A 14,073-nucleotide genomic window follows, 5' to 3' on the forward strand; every position below is an offset into this window, starting at 1 on the left:
GTCAGACCTCGTTGAACTGTGTAGCGGCCGATAACGCCGCGCGGCCGCGAGGGCCATGGAAGTATTCGTGAATCCAGGCGTCGTCGGTCTCCGACACTTTGTCGATAACGTCAGCCACCAGCACTTTTTTCTGGGCCAGTACCGCCACCCGATCGGTGATGGTGTAAAGGGTGTCCAGGTCGTGGGTGACCAGAAACACGCTCAGACCCAGGGCATCGCGCAGCGTCAGGATCAATTGGTCGAACGCCGCCGCGCCGATGGGGTCGAGGCCGGCAGTGGGCTCGTCGAGAAACAGGATGTCCGGGTCCAGGGCCAGCGCACGGGCCAAGGCCGCACGCTTGATCATGCCGCCGGACAGCGAGGCGGGGTATTTATCGGCGGCCGAGAGCGGCAGCCCGGCCAGTGCCAGTTTGACGGCCGCCAGATGCTCGGCATCGGCGCGGCTGAGCCCGGCGTGTTCGATCAGCGGCAGGGCGACATTTTCTGTCACGGTCAGGGACGAAAACAGCGCGCCTTTCTGAAACAGCACGCCGAAGCGCCGTTCCACCCGCGAACGTTGCTCCTGGGACAGGCTCGGCAAGTCCTCGCCGAACACCCGCACGGAACCCTCGCTGGGCTGGTTCAAGCCGACGATGCTGCGCAACAGCACCGATTTGCCACTGCCGGAGCCGCCGACGACAGCGAGAATCTCGCCCTTGTACACGTCCAGATCGAGGTTTTCATGCACGCTCTGGCGGCCAAAGCGATTGCACAAACCACGCACTTGAATCACCGCCTCGCTGGGCGGCCGGGAAGGTTGGCTCACCATTGCATCTCCATGAAAAACAACGCGGCCACGGCATCGAGCACAATCACCACGAAAATCGATTGCACGACGCTGGACGTGGTGTGAGCCCCAACGGACTCGGCGCTGCCACTGACCTTGAAGCCTTCCAGGCAACCCACGGCCGCGATCAGGAAGGCAAAGATCGGCGCCTTGACCATCCCGACCACAAAGTGCTGCACGCCGATGTCCGACTGCAACAGCGTCAGGAACATGGCCGGGGAAATACCCAGCGACAGGGCGCACACGACACCGCCACCGATAATGCCCGAGAGCATGGCGACAAAGGTCAGCATCGGCAGCGCCACCAACAGCGCCAGCACCCGTGGCACCACCAGCAACTCGACGGGATCGAGGCCCAGGGTGCGGATCGCGTCGATTTCTTCGTTGGCCTTCATCGAGCCGATTTGCGCGGTGAACGCGCTGGCGGTGCGGCCCGCGATGAGGATCGCCGTCAACAACACGCCGAACTCGCGCAGGAACGAGAACGCCACCAAGTCCACGGTAAAAATACTGGCGCCGAAATCGGCCAGCACTGTCGCCCCGAGAAACGCGACCACCGCGCCCACCAGGAACGTCAGCAAGGCGACGATGGGCGCCGCGTCCAGGCCGGTCTGTTCGATGTGAACGACCATCGGGGTGATGCGCCAGCGCCGGGGATGAAACAGGCCACGGCCCAGGGTTTCCAGGATCAAGCCGACAAAGCCGAGTAATTGCAGGGTGTCTTGCCAGACCTTCTCCACGGCGCGACCAATGCGCGTCAGCAACTGAGTCACGACGCTGACTTTTGGCTCTTTGTCCGGTACGCAGAAGTCCGTCAGGGAGCAATAGACCGTCTGCAATAGCGCGCGCTCGGCGGCCGGCAAACTGCAATCGGGGTGTTCGGCGGATTTGCCCAGCCGCTCGGAGCCCAGCAGTTCCACCAACAACGAGGCCCCCGCGGTGTCGAGGGTACCGAGGCCGTTGAGGTCGATCAGGGTGTTATCGTCGTATTGGCCGCGCAACGAGTCGCTCAAGCGCTTGAGCTGCGTGTAGTGAGCCAGCGTCCAATCGCCGCTGACGCATAGCTTCGGCGCCGAGCCGGAGGTATCCAGTCGGGCACTGCCAGTTTGGGGGCTGGGGGTCATAAGCTCCATGCTCGTTCGGCTTGAACAGCGCTACCTAATAGCACGACCGCCATCATTTTGCTTGGGGTGCCGCAGCGCTCACATTGAACCTCAGTACACCGATCACCTGGCCATTTTCCGTCAGCACCCGCACTTGCCATTTGCCTGTCGGGTCGTCCGGGAAATTCTGTTTGTGGGTCCAGGCGCGATAGCCTTCCTTGCGCCCGCCATGAATATCCAGGGCGATCCGGTCGACTTCTTTACCGTCGAACTGCCAGACATGGTAGATCCGCTCATTGAGCCCTCGTGGTGCGTTGATGGCGGTGTAGGCGTACAGACCGGTGCCGCGAATCTGGGCCGCGCTGACTTCCTTGAGGCTGGCGCCCGGCGTGCGGTCTTCCAGTTGGGTGCTGATCGCCACTTCGGTCATCCACAGCGTGGCTGGCGGCACCCAGGAGCGCAGCACCCAGCCGGCGGCGCCAATCCCTACGGTGATGCATAAAATCGCCAGGGCGTTGCGCACGGTGCGAATCGGAAAGATCGAAGCCAGGCTCGGGAATGACAGCAGCATGGCAGTGCCCAGCGCCAGCTTGAAGCTCTGGTCGGTGGTCAGGTGCAGAATGACGGGCAGTGCGGTGAGCAGGGCGGCGAACAGCGTCAGTGTGTGCAACGCCAGGAACGCCCAGCGCCGGGGTGCCAGCCATTTGTAGTACAAAGGGTCAATGATCGAGACCAGTGCTGCCGCGGTGAGCAGGCCGGTGAAAATCAGCTGGCTGCTGTTCCAGGTGGTGGTGATGAAGAAAAACGGCAGAACGAAAAACAGGCTTTCCTGGTGAATCATCTGCGTGGCGTAACGCAACAGTGGCTGGGGAATTTCCCGTTTGAAAACCCGTGCGAACAGCCGGGTCATGCTGTTCTCCACCATCAACCAGAGCCAACTCACCAGCATCATGATCGCGATCCAGGTCGCCAGGCCCTGCTGGCGATCCACCAGCATGAAGCTGCCGAGCCCAGAGATGAAACCACCGAGCGCAATGACCCCTGGATAGCGCTTCATCAATTCAAGGAGGCGCTGGATGTAGAGCGTCAGGTTCTGCATTCGGTGGTTTCACAGTAAGTCGTAGGAAATATCCCTGACAGAGTATCGCCAGGGCAACGATGTGACGAGTGCGCTTTTGGGGCGAGGGGATTTGGCGAAACTTGGCACCGCCCTGTAGGAGCTGCCGAAGGCTGCGATCTTGTGATCTTGATCTTTCACTTGAGATTCAAGTGCCAGGGGAAAGATCACAGCCTCGTTGCACTCGTCAGCTCCTACGTCGCCGCCGCACTCGCCACACCACCAACCCGAGCAACAACAACCCCAGCAAGCCGCCCAGCCCCCAAACGAGCTCATCATCACTGAGCAACGGCTTCTCGATGCGCAGGTAACCCGGGTCCTTGAGCAGTTCGCGCAGGGCCTGGTTGGCCTGTTCCAGGCTCACCCCCTGCAAGCGCACGGCCGGGTTGGCGAAGCGACCGTCCTCATAATCACCAAGGGCCCCCCAATAGTAATCGGCCAAGGCGCTGTTGCCTTGAACCGCCCAGGTCTGATGCGCGATGGCCGCTCGCTTGATACGCATGAAACTGTCGGGGTCCAGGCCATCCTTGAGCAGTCCAGCACGCAGTTCTTCGAGCGTTTGTTCAGCTTGCGGCAAGTCTTCGCGGGCCAGGTCTGCGTTCAAGCTGAAGAAGCCGACGCCACCGAACACCTCCCGTCCCACCCACGGCCCGTAGGACAGGCCGCGGGCCAGGCGCAGCTGGCGATAGAGCGCCCAGTCCAGATAGTCCTTGAGCAGGTCAAAGGTTTCGTCGTGCTGCTGTTCCAGCACGGGCTCGGGGAACAACCAGTGCAGCTTGGCGCTGTTGCCCACCAGACCGCGGGTCAGGTTGCGCTTGGTAACCGCGCTGTATTGGATTTGCGCCAGCGCCTCGTGAACGCTGGGCTCGACCGGCTCGAGTTCGCCGTAGGTGCGTTCCAGATAGGCCGGCAGCAACCGGTCAAGATCGCCAACCACGATCAACGTCATATTGTTCGGCGCGTACCACTCCTTGTGCACCTGCTTGAGTCGGGCAAGGGTGAGGTGTTGTACTTCGGCCCGTTCCGCGCAACGCAGGCCCAATTCCACTGCCAGTTGGTTGCCTGCCTTGTTGCCCAGGTCCTGGCGGTCGAGCCAGCGTTGCAGGTGGGTGTAATGGCCGCCATCTTCGCGTTCGACCACCCGTTTGGCCGCCTCCAGGGCTTTGTCGTCGATGCGGGTGCGGGTCAACAGCGCCAGCAGCAGGTCCAGCACCTTGCGTTGATTGCTGGCTGGCGCCTCGATGACAAACGTGGTGTCGGCGTTGCTCGTGAAAGCGTTCCACTCGCCGCCCAGGGCCTGCATGCGCTCTTCGAGGCCGCCTTCGCCGCTGTCATCGACACCACTGAACAGCAAATGCTCGAGCAGGTGCGGCAGCTCCTTGTCGGCGCATTTGAAGTCATCCAGGCCGACGCCGACCACCAGGCGGATCGCCACGTGCCCGCGCTCAGTGCCGGGCTTGAGCAGCAGCTGCAAGCCGTTGGGCAGCGTATAGCCTTCGACCTGGAACCGATCCAGGGCGACCACCGGCAATGAACCGAGCAAGAGAAAGGCGAGCAACAGACAACGCATAAAGGGCTTCCTGGCGGCTTAGTGGAGGTCCATGGCGCCGGGCAGGCCGTCATCGCAAGCAAGCTCGCTCCCCATCGAATCTATGCGGTTTTTATGACAGAGGGAGCGGGTCGGCCCGCGAATGGCTTCAAGCCCAAGCCATTGTTACTGACTGATCAATGCGCCAGTCGTTCAAGGCGAATGGGTGATGTCAGAAATTTCATCAGCCGCCAGCGCACCGATCTCGGTCGTCTCCAGGACGACGTAGGCGCTGCCGCAGAACAGCGAATTGAGGCGCCGCATGTCGGCGATCAGCTCCAGGTGCAGGGAACTGGTCTCGAGGCTTTGCACGACTTTGCGCTGCAGGCGACTGACGTGGGCATGGGCCATTCGCCGTTCCTGCGCCCGGAAGCGCCGTTTCTCACGCAGCAACTGCCGGGCACTTTCCCGGTCGGCACTGAGAAACACCGACAGCCCCAGCCGCAGGTTGGCGATCAAATGGCTGTGCAGCCCGGCCAACTCTTCCAGGCCGACGTCAGAGAAGGAGCGGCGTTGTGAAGTTTTCTGTTGCTGGACCTTGCGCAGCATGCGCTCGATCAGATCGCTGGCCAGCTTCAGGTTGATCGCCAGCTCGATGATTTCCGCCCATCGACGGCTGTCCTGTTCACTGAGGTCCTCCCGGGGCATTTGCGCCATGTACAACTTGATGGCGCTGCACAGTGCCTCGACGTCATCGCTTATGCGCCGGACTTCCTGGGTGACCGCCGTCTGCTCCCCGCGCAGCACGTCCAGCATGGCTTCGAGCATGTTTTCGATCAGATCGCCGATGCGCAGGGTTTCCCGGACGGCGTTCGCCAGCGCCAGGCTTGGGGTGGCGAGGGCCGCGAGATCCAGGTGCCGGGGCGTGGCCGTGCCGTTGGTGTTCGGACGTTCCGGCAGCAGCCAGGAGCAGAGCCTGGCCATCGGCGCGACGCTGGGCAGCAGCACCAGGCAACGCACGGTGTTGTAGAGCAGGTGAAAACCGATGACCGTTTCCTGGGGGCTGAAATCCAGGCTGTCGAGCCAGCCCACCAGTGGGTCGAGTACCGGAATGATCAGCAACAGGCCAATCAGCTTGTACAGCAGGCTACCCAGCGCCACCTGGCGCCCGGCGGCGTTCTGCATGCTGGTGCTGAGGAAGGCCAGTATGCCGCTACCGATGTTGGCGCCGATCACCAGGCCGATGGCCACCGGCAGGCTGATCACTGCGGCACCGGCCAATGTCGCGGTCAACAGCACGGCTGCCAGGCTGGAATAGGAGATCATCGCGAACAGCGCGCCGACCAAGGCATCGAGCAGGATGTCGCCGGTCAGTGAGGCGAAGATCACTTTCACCCCTTGGGCGTGGGTGATGGGCGCAGCGGCTTCGACGATCAACTGCAACGCCAGGATGATCAGGCCGAGGCCGATACCGACCCGGCCCATTTGTCCGGCGCGGGTCTGTTTGCGCGACAGGAAAAAAATCACCCCGAGGAAAATCAGCAGCGGCGACAGCCACGACAGGTCCAGGGTCAGCACTCGTGCCATCAGCGCGGTGCCGACATCGGCGCCGAGCATGGTTGCCAGGGCCGGGGGCAGCGCCATCAGGCCCTGGCCGACAAACGACGTGACGAGCATGGCCGTGGCGTTGCTGCTCTGGACCATGGCCGTGACCATGATGCCGGCGACGAACGCCAACCAGCGCCTGGACATGTTCTGGCCAATGACATGGCGCAGGTTCGAGCCATAGACCCGCAGGATGCCGGTGCGGACGATGTGCGTGCCCCAGATCAGCAGGGCCACGGCGGAGAGCAAATTGAGCAGGGTCAGCATGAGGAGCCCCCTGTTAGCGTCCCAAAGGGACAAATTGACAGTGCCACATAGTTCTTTGTTGTACTTAAGCTGTAGTTGGCGAACGGTTCGAGCGCCAGCATTGCACAGCTAAAGATGGGCTTGAAACAAAACTGTCATAAAAACCGATCATCCAGGACGACAGAGATCCTGTGGGAGCGGGCTTGCTCGCGAAAGCGGTAGGTCAGTCACATTAATACCATCTGATCCACCGCCTTCGCGAGCAAGCCCGCTCCCACAGGGTTTGCATCCGGCGACTTTCCTGCGCGTATGAAAAAGGGGCTCCAAGAGCCCCTTCATTCAATGCCCGGCAGCCTTACTGGCCCGGTACATCCTTACGCAGTTTCACCGGATCCTGCTGCTTGCGCTTACGCGCCATGGCCGTGCGCATCTTGATGTTGATGGCTTCCACCGCCAGGGAGAACGCCATGGCGAAGTAGACGTAGCCTTTTGGCACGTGCACGTCGAACGACTCGGCAATCAGCACCGTACCGACCACCAGCAGGAACGACAGCGCCAGCATTTTCAGCGACGGGTGCTTGTCGATGAACTCGCTGATGGTGCCCGAGGCCAGCATCATCACCAGCACGGCGACGATAATTGCCGCCACCATCACCGGTACATGGGAGACCATGCCGACGGCGGTAATGACCGAGTCCAGGGAGAACACGATGTCGATGATCGCGATCTGGATGATGGTGTAGATGAAGTTACCACCCTTGCCCGAAGGCTCGTCGTTGGTTTCATCTTCGCCTTCCAGCGCGTGGTACATCTCCTGGGAGCTTTTCCACAACAGGAACAGGCCACCGAAGAACAGGATCAGGTCACGACCGGAGATGCCCTGGCCGAACACTTCGAACAAATCGTTGGTCAGGCGCATGACCCAGGTGATGGACAACAGCAACAGGATCCGCGTGATCATGGCCAGGGCCAGGCCGAAGATCCGGGTGCGTGCCTGCATGTGCTTGGGCATGCGGCTGACCAGGATCGAGATCATGATGATGTTATCGATGCCCAGGACAATTTCCAGGGCGGTCAAGGTAAAGAAGGCAACCCAGATTTCCGGGTTGGTCAGCCATTCCATGTGAGTTCCTTTGAGCGAGTGTTAGGCCGCGCCACCGAAGGCAGCGCAGCGGGCATTGCTTTTATAGAGTGCTGAACAGCGGAAAAATCCCCATCAGCAAGGCGGCGAACATTATGCACAGGCAAACCAGTACTGCCCACTTCAAGGTGAAGCGCTGGTGATCGCCGAACTCGATCCCGGCCAAGGCTACCAGCAGGTAAGTGGACGGCACCAGTGGGCTCAACAGGTGGACGGGCTGGCCGACGATGGAGGCACGGGCCATTTCCACTGCCGTGATGCCGTAGTGACTGGCCGCTTCGGAGAGCACCGGCAACACACCATAGTAAAACGCGTCATTGGACATGAAGAACGTGAATGGCATGCTCACCAGCGCCGTAATCACCGCCAGGTACGGGCCGAGGAAATCAGGAATCACCGCCAGCAGGCTTTTCGACATGGCATCGACCATGCCGGTGCCGGACAGGATACCAGTGAAGATACCCGCTGCGAAAATCAGACCGACCACCGCCAGCACGCTACCGGCGTGGGCCGCGACGCGGTCTTTCTGCTGTTGCAGGCAAGGGTAGTTGACGATCATCGCGATACTGAACGCCACCATGAACAGCACCGGCAGCGGCAACAGGCCAGCGATCAGGGTGCACATCAGGCCCAGGGTCAACGCACCGTTGAACCAGATCAGCTTCGGACGACGGGCGTCCGGGAACTGGGAAACGCTGATTTCGCTGTGGTCCATGTCGTCACCGACCAGGTGCAGTTCACCCAGACGGGCGCGCTCGCGCTTACCGTACATGTAGGAAATCGCCAGGATCGCCGCCACACCGGCCAGCATCGCAGGAATCATCGGAACGAAGATGTCGGACGGATCGACATGCAGTGCACTGGCCGCCCGGGCAGTCGGACCGCCCCAGGGGGTCATGTTCATCACGCCACCGGCGAGGATGATCAGGCCAGCCATGATGCGTGGGCTCATGCCGATACGGCTGTAGAGCGGCAGCATCGCGGCCACGCAGATCATGTAAGTGGTCGCGCCGTCACCATCGAGGGAAACGACGAGCGCCAGAACGGCGGTGCCGACCGAAACTTTCAGCGGGTCGCCCTTGACCAGTTTGAGGATCTTGCGCACGGCCGGGTCGAACAGGCCGGAGTCGATCATCAGGGCAAAATAGAGAATTGCGAACATCAGCATCACCCCGGTCGGGGCGAGCTTGGTGATGCCTTCGAGCATCATCGGGCCGATCTTCGGTGCAAAGCCACCGAACAGGGCGAACAGAATCGGGATGATGATCAGGGCGATCAGCGCGGACAGGCGCTTGGTCATGATCAGGAACATGAACGTGATGACCATGGCGAAGCCAAGGAAAGTCAGCATAGGAAATACTCCAGGCGTGGCGCGGCGGGCAAAGGCGAACCAGACAGGTCAGCGCAGGACGCTAAGCACGGGACGGACGGATGGAGTTGACGCGATGGGAGAGGTAGCAGCGGACATCAGAATCACCATTGTTGTTGTTAAAAGGGCCGAACGAGCTTTCAACACTCGCTTCTGGCCACCGGTCTTTTGCCGGTAGTGGGGGCGATCCTAATCGCGCAAGCTTTCAGCCAGCTTTCGCGGCTGGCGATGCTGACGGTTGGGCCAGCCTTTGTGCCGAGCGGGAGCAAGCTCCCTCGCCACAAAGGTAAGTCAGGGATTTGCTTTAAACACCGAAAGATCCAACGGCCGCACCGCGCCCATCCAGATCGCATGCTCGGTGTGGTCCACCAGGTCATCGCCGGTATCCGGGTGCATGAAAACCACCAGGCCTTTGCGATTGAGCGCCAGCCACGGCAAGACCACGCCGATGTACTGCGGATCGAACGCCAGCTGACAGCTCCAATCCGGGTGCGGGCCGACCGGGCGTTGGTGGACGCGGCCCATTTTCAGTGGGAACAGTTGCGAGGCTTCCTCGCACAGCGCCCGCGCCTGGTCGATCGTGGTCGCGTCGAAATACACGTGGGCGTGGTAGCCCTTGATCCGCTGCATCTGTGACTCCTCGAAAACAGGCCGAACCCTCTTGGTTTTCCGCAGGTCAGAGCCTTTACACGCGGGAAAAAAGGAAAACAGCCATGAAAAACGCCGAAACCCCGGTCATCAAAGTGGTGCTCTATGGTGCCATGAGCAGCCTCGGCAGTGCGTTGATGGCTGAAATGCTGCGGCGCCAGCACGAAGTCATCGCCATTCTCGATGATCTTACCGCCCTGGCTCCGCGCCCGGGCCTGCGGACCAAGACCGGAGACCTCTATGACCCGGAACGGGTCAAGCAAAGTGTCGCCGGCGCCAGCGCCGTGGTGTGTCTGCTGAACGCGCCGGGGTTGCCGATGAACAGCGAACAAGTGGAGCGCACATTGATTCCGGGGCCGGTGGAGCAAGTATTGGCGGTGGACTCGCTGATCGCCGGAATGGAAGCGGCGACTATTCCCCGGCTGTTCCTGGTCGGCGACTTTGTCGTGCTTGATGAAGAGCAGACGGACGACGATTTGCAGCGCCATGCCGCCGAAGAAGTGCTCGATGCCCTGAAGAACAGCACGTTGCAATGGACCTTGATCAATGCACCGTACGCCGTGCCAGGCCTGGGCATCGAGCATTTCAGCCAGGTCAGCACCAGCCTGGAACCCGGCATGGCCGAATCCCTGGAGCGACTGAATCGAGTGGCGGTCGGCATTGCCGATGAGCTGCACTTGAACCTGCATGTGGGGCAGCATGTCAGCTTCGTGGCCACCAACTAGCTGTGAACATCCCCCGTGGCGAGGGAGCTTGCTCCCGCTGGGCTGCGAAGCAGCCCCAAAAGACGGTTACACACTCAAGTCCCCCGCCACGGGCTCAAACAGCAATCGACGGCAACGGCAATCCCGTGAGCGATTCGGCACTGTTGGCCTGTTCTTCCATCAACCAGTCCACGAACAGCCGTATCAACACCCCGCGCCGTTTACGCTGGGGTAAGACCACGTAATAGCCCAACCGTGACAGCACCGTTTCAGCGATTGGACGACACAAGAGGCCCTGGGCCAATAAGTTATCCACAAGGTGGCGCCAGCCGATTGCCACGCCTTGGCCGCCAATCGCCGCCTGGATAAGCAAGGTGTAATTGTCGAACCGCAGCTGTCCGGGGGCGGGTGGCGAGGTGATGCCCAGCTCACGGAATACGCCACTCCAGTCGAACCAGTTGCTGCTGTTTTCTCCACGCAGATGCAGCAGCGGGAATTCCGACAAGGCTTGGGCCGGCAAGGGCAGGGGGCGCTCCTTGAGCAACAGCGGGCTGCACACCGGAAAAACTTCTTCGCTGAACAGCCAGCGACTTTCGCCCTGTTTGAAGCGTCCGTCGCCGAACAGCACGGCAACGTCGATATCCGTGCGCAGCATATTGTGGTTGCGCTCACTGGTGACGAGGCTGACGTCCACCTGCGGGTTGGCCGCGTGAAACCGGTGCAGTCGCGGCATCAGCCAATAGGCGGCGAAAGCGAAGTCCGTGGCGACCTGCAGCACCTCATGCTGATGCTGGGCGGTGATCGCGTTCAGCCCCGCGTCGATACTCTGCAAGCCGGCCTGCACCTGCTCGAACAGGATCGTCCCGGCCTCGGTCAGTTCGATGCCACGGTAGATGCGATCGAACAATCGCGTGCCCAGTTGCTCTTCCAGGCGTTTGATCTGCTGGCTGATGGCCGGTTGCGTGGTGCCCAGCTCAACCGCCGCCGCCGTAAAGCTGCGATGGCGGGCCGCTGCTTCAAAGGCACGGAACAGGTCCAGGGACAGGTCACCCAAGGCTTCATACATAAGCTGTGCTTATCCTAGTCATTACCTTGCATGGGCTTTACCCCAAAAGGTGGGGGCTACATGCTCAATCGCAGCAATGTCGCATAACTGTCTACTATGGAATGCCGCGAATACATGAAGCGCAAGAACATTCTTTTCATCATGGCCGATCAAATGGCCGCGCCAATGTTGCCGATCTACGGTCCTTCGCCTATCAAGCTGCCCAATCTGTCGCGCCTGGCCGACCAAGGCGTGGTATTCGACGCGGCTTATTGCAACAGCCCGCTCTGCGCACCGTCACGCTTCACCCTGGTGAGCGGCCAGTTGCCCAGCAAGATCGGCGCCTATGACAACGCGGCGGATTTCCCCGCAGACGTTCCGACTTATGCCCACTACCTGCGTCGCCTTGGCTACCGCACGGCGTTGTCCGGCAAGATGCACTTTTGTGGGCCGGACCAGTTGCACGGCTATGAAGAACGCCTGACCAGTGACATTTACCCGGCCGATTATGGCTGGGCCGTGAATTGGGATGAGCCCCACGTGCGGCCGAGCTGGTACCACAACATGTCTTCGGTGTTGCAGGCCGGGCCCTGCGTGCGCACCAACCAGTTGGATTTCGATGAAGAGGTGGTGTTCAAGGCCCAGCAGTACCTGTTCGACCACATCCGCGAGGACGGTGACCAGCCGTTCTGCCTGACGGTCTCCATGACCCACCCACACGACCCGTACACAATTCCCAAGGCGTTTTGGGATTTGTATGACGACAACGACATCCCGCTGCCGCAAACCCCGGCGCAAACCGAACTCGACCCGCATTCCCAACGCTTGCTGAAAGTCTACGACCTATGGGGCAAGCCGCTGCCTGTGGATAAGATTCGCGATGCTCGCCGCGCGTACTTCGGCGCCTGCAGCTATATCGACAGCAATGTCGGCAAGCTGCTGCAAACCCTGGAAGACACCGGATTGCTGGACGACACCATCATCGTGTTCTCCGGCGATCACGGGGACATGCTCGGCGAAAAAGGCCTCTGGTACAAAATGCACTGGTTCGAAATGGCCGCTCGCGTACCGTTGCTGATCAGCGCACCGGGCCAGTTCGCCAGTGGCCGGGTCAGCGCGGCGGTGTCCACCGCCGACTTGCTGCCCACCTTGGTCGAACTCGCTGGCGGCACGCTGGAGCCAGGGCTGCCCCTGGATGGCCGCTCGTTGGTGCCGCACCTGCAAGGGCAGGGCGGGCATGACGAAGTGTTCGGTGAATACATGGCCGAAGGCACCATCAGCCCATTGATGATGATTCGCCGTGGGCCGTGGAAATTCATCTACAGCGAAGATGACCCGTGCCTGCTGTTCGATGTACGCAACGACCCCAAGGAATTGGAAGATCTCAGCCAATCACCCGAGCATCAATCCCTGTTCGCCGATTTTCTCGCCGAGGCGCGGGACAAATGGGACATTCCGGCCATTCATCAACAGGTGCTCGCCAGTCAGCGACGTCGCCGTTTCGTCGCCCAGGCCCTGGCCTTGGGCACACTCAAGAGCTGGGACCACCAGCCACTGGTGGATGCCAGTCAGCAATACATGCGCAATCACATCGACCTCGACGATCTGGAGCGCAAGGCCCGTTATCCACAACCCTGCCAAAACCAATAACGTAAGGGCAAGCACATGCAAAAGTTATCCACAGTACTGACCGCTGGGCTGTTGGCATTGAGCAGTGTTTCGGCGTGGGCCGAACAGAGCTGCGAAACGGTAAAAATGGCCGACCCGGGTTGGAGTGACATCGCCGCGACCAATGCCATCACCGGTTTCCTGCTCGATGGCATGGGTTACAAGGCCAAGGTCGATACCCTCGCGGTGCCCATCACCTTCGGCGGCCTCAAGGACGGCCAGGTGGACGTGTTCCTGGGTAACTGGATGCCGGCGCAGCAGGGCTTCTATGACAAGTTCGTCGCCACCGGCGATGTCACGCAACTTGCCAAGAACCTGGACGGTACGGAGTTCACCCTGGCGGTTCCGGACTACGTCTGGGACGCGGGTGTGCATAACTTTGCCGACCTGAACAAATTTGCCGACAAGTTCGACAAAAAAATCTACGGCATCGGTTCAGGTGCCCCGGCGAACCTTTCCCTGAAAGAAATCATCAAGACCAATGATTTCGGCATGGGCGAGTGGAAACTGGTGGAGTCCAGCGAACAGGCGATGTTGGCGGAAGTCTCCCGGGCCGTGAAGAAACAGAAGTTCGTGACCTTCCTCGGCTGGACGCCGCACCCGATGAACGTGCAATTGAAAATGCACTACCTCAAGGGCGGCGAGAAGTACTTCGGCGACACCGGCAGTGTTTATACACTGACGCGCAAAGGTTATGCACAGGCGTGCCCGAACGTTGGCAAGTTGTTGACCAACCTGAGCTTCACCCAGGAAATGGAAAACAGCATCATGGCCGAGGTGGTGAACAACAAAGTCAGCAACGCCGATGCGGCCAAGGCCTGGATCAAGGCTAACCCGACGGTGTTGGATAAATGGCTGGACGGCGTGAAGACCCTCGATGGCAAGGATGCGTTGGCGGCGGTGAAAGCCAAGCTCTAGGCATAACAGCGAGCGGCTTTTGTGGCGAGGGCGCTTGCTCTCGCTGAAGCTGTAGGCGCTGCCGAAGGCTGCGATCTTTTGATCTTTCACTTGAGATTCAAGTGTCTGGGGAAAGATCGCAGCCTCGTTGCACTCGACAGCTCCTACAGTGCAGT

12 protein-coding genes are annotated in these 14,073 nt (G+C 60.7%); 3 read left to right on the forward strand and 9 right to left on the reverse strand.

Features of this window, described 5'->3' with window-relative positions:
• Window position 1: 1 nt before the first annotated feature.
• The 8 genes from EPZ47_RS00265 to EPZ47_RS00300 form a co-directional block, all read right to left on the reverse strand.
• Window positions 2-808: an ABC transporter ATP-binding protein gene (locus EPZ47_RS00265; RefSeq protein WP_178084227.1), complete on the reverse strand. Its 807-nt coding sequence runs from the start codon at window positions 806-808 to the stop codon at window positions 2-4.
• On the reverse strand, window positions 802-1,950 hold the full coding sequence (locus EPZ47_RS00270; RefSeq protein ID WP_135843007.1) for an ABC transporter permease: 1,149 nt from the start codon (window positions 1,948-1,950) through the stop codon (window positions 802-804). The genes EPZ47_RS00265 and EPZ47_RS00270 overlap by 7 nt, the downstream gene beginning before the upstream one ends.
• A gap of 52 nt (window positions 1,951-2,002) precedes the next feature.
• Window positions 2,003-3,028, reverse strand: a complete 1,026-nt coding sequence (locus EPZ47_RS00275) for a DUF5924 family protein (protein WP_135843008.1) — start codon at window positions 3,026-3,028, stop codon at window positions 2,003-2,005.
• Window positions 3,029-3,233: 205 nt separating this feature from the next.
• Window positions 3,234-4,616, reverse strand: coding sequence for a M16 family metallopeptidase (locus tag EPZ47_RS00280; protein WP_135843009.1), 1,383 nt, complete (start codon window positions 4,614-4,616; stop codon window positions 3,234-3,236).
• A 171-nt stretch (window positions 4,617-4,787) separates the two neighbouring features.
• Window positions 4,788-6,446 carry a Na/Pi cotransporter family protein gene (locus EPZ47_RS00285; RefSeq protein ID WP_135843010.1) on the reverse strand — a complete coding sequence of 553 codons (1,659 nt, stop codon included), beginning with the start codon at window positions 6,444-6,446 and terminating at the stop codon, window positions 4,788-4,790.
• Window positions 6,447-6,780: 334 nt separating this feature from the next.
• A complete protein-coding gene (locus tag EPZ47_RS00290) occupies window positions 6,781-7,548 on the reverse strand; it encodes a TerC family protein (protein ID WP_135843011.1) in 768 nt (255 codons plus the stop codon).
• Window positions 7,549-7,609: 61 nt separating this feature from the next.
• Entirely contained in the window at window positions 7,610-8,917 is a 1,308-nt protein-coding gene (locus tag EPZ47_RS00295) for a CitMHS family transporter (protein WP_135843012.1), read from the reverse strand.
• A gap of 309 nt (window positions 8,918-9,226) precedes the next feature.
• On the reverse strand, window positions 9,227-9,565 hold the full coding sequence (locus EPZ47_RS00300) for a DOPA 4,5-dioxygenase family protein (RefSeq protein ID WP_135843013.1): 339 nt from the start codon (window positions 9,563-9,565) through the stop codon (window positions 9,227-9,229).
• A gap of 83 nt (window positions 9,566-9,648) precedes the next feature.
• On the opposite strand from EPZ47_RS00300, the gene EPZ47_RS00305 reads away from it, so the two are divergent.
• Entirely contained in the window at window positions 9,649-10,308 is a 660-nt protein-coding gene (locus EPZ47_RS00305; RefSeq protein ID WP_135843014.1) for an NAD(P)-dependent oxidoreductase, read from the forward strand.
• Between the two features lie 94 nt (window positions 10,309-10,402).
• Here EPZ47_RS00305 and EPZ47_RS00315 read toward each other — a convergent pair whose 3' ends face one another.
• Window positions 10,403-11,353 carry a choline sulfate utilization transcriptional regulator gene (locus EPZ47_RS00315; protein WP_135843016.1) on the reverse strand — a complete coding sequence of 317 codons (951 nt, stop codon included), beginning with the start codon at window positions 11,351-11,353 and terminating at the stop codon, window positions 10,403-10,405.
• 114 nt (window positions 11,354-11,467) lie between these two features.
• On the opposite strand from EPZ47_RS00315, the gene betC reads away from it, so the two are divergent.
• Together betC and choX are read left to right on the forward strand one after the other, a co-directional pair.
• Window positions 11,468-12,982 carry a choline-sulfatase gene (gene betC / locus EPZ47_RS00320; RefSeq protein WP_135843017.1) on the forward strand — a complete coding sequence of 505 codons (1,515 nt, stop codon included), beginning with the start codon at window positions 11,468-11,470 and terminating at the stop codon, window positions 12,980-12,982.
• A gap of 15 nt (window positions 12,983-12,997) precedes the next feature.
• Entirely contained in the window at window positions 12,998-13,918 is a 921-nt protein-coding gene (gene choX, locus EPZ47_RS00325; RefSeq protein WP_135843018.1) for a choline ABC transporter substrate-binding protein, read from the forward strand.
• Window positions 13,919-14,073 lie beyond the last annotated feature (155 nt).

This window comes from Pseudomonas viciae (assembly GCF_004786035.1).
Lineage (GTDB): Bacteria > Pseudomonadota > Gammaproteobacteria > Pseudomonadales > Pseudomonadaceae > Aquipseudomonas > Aquipseudomonas viciae.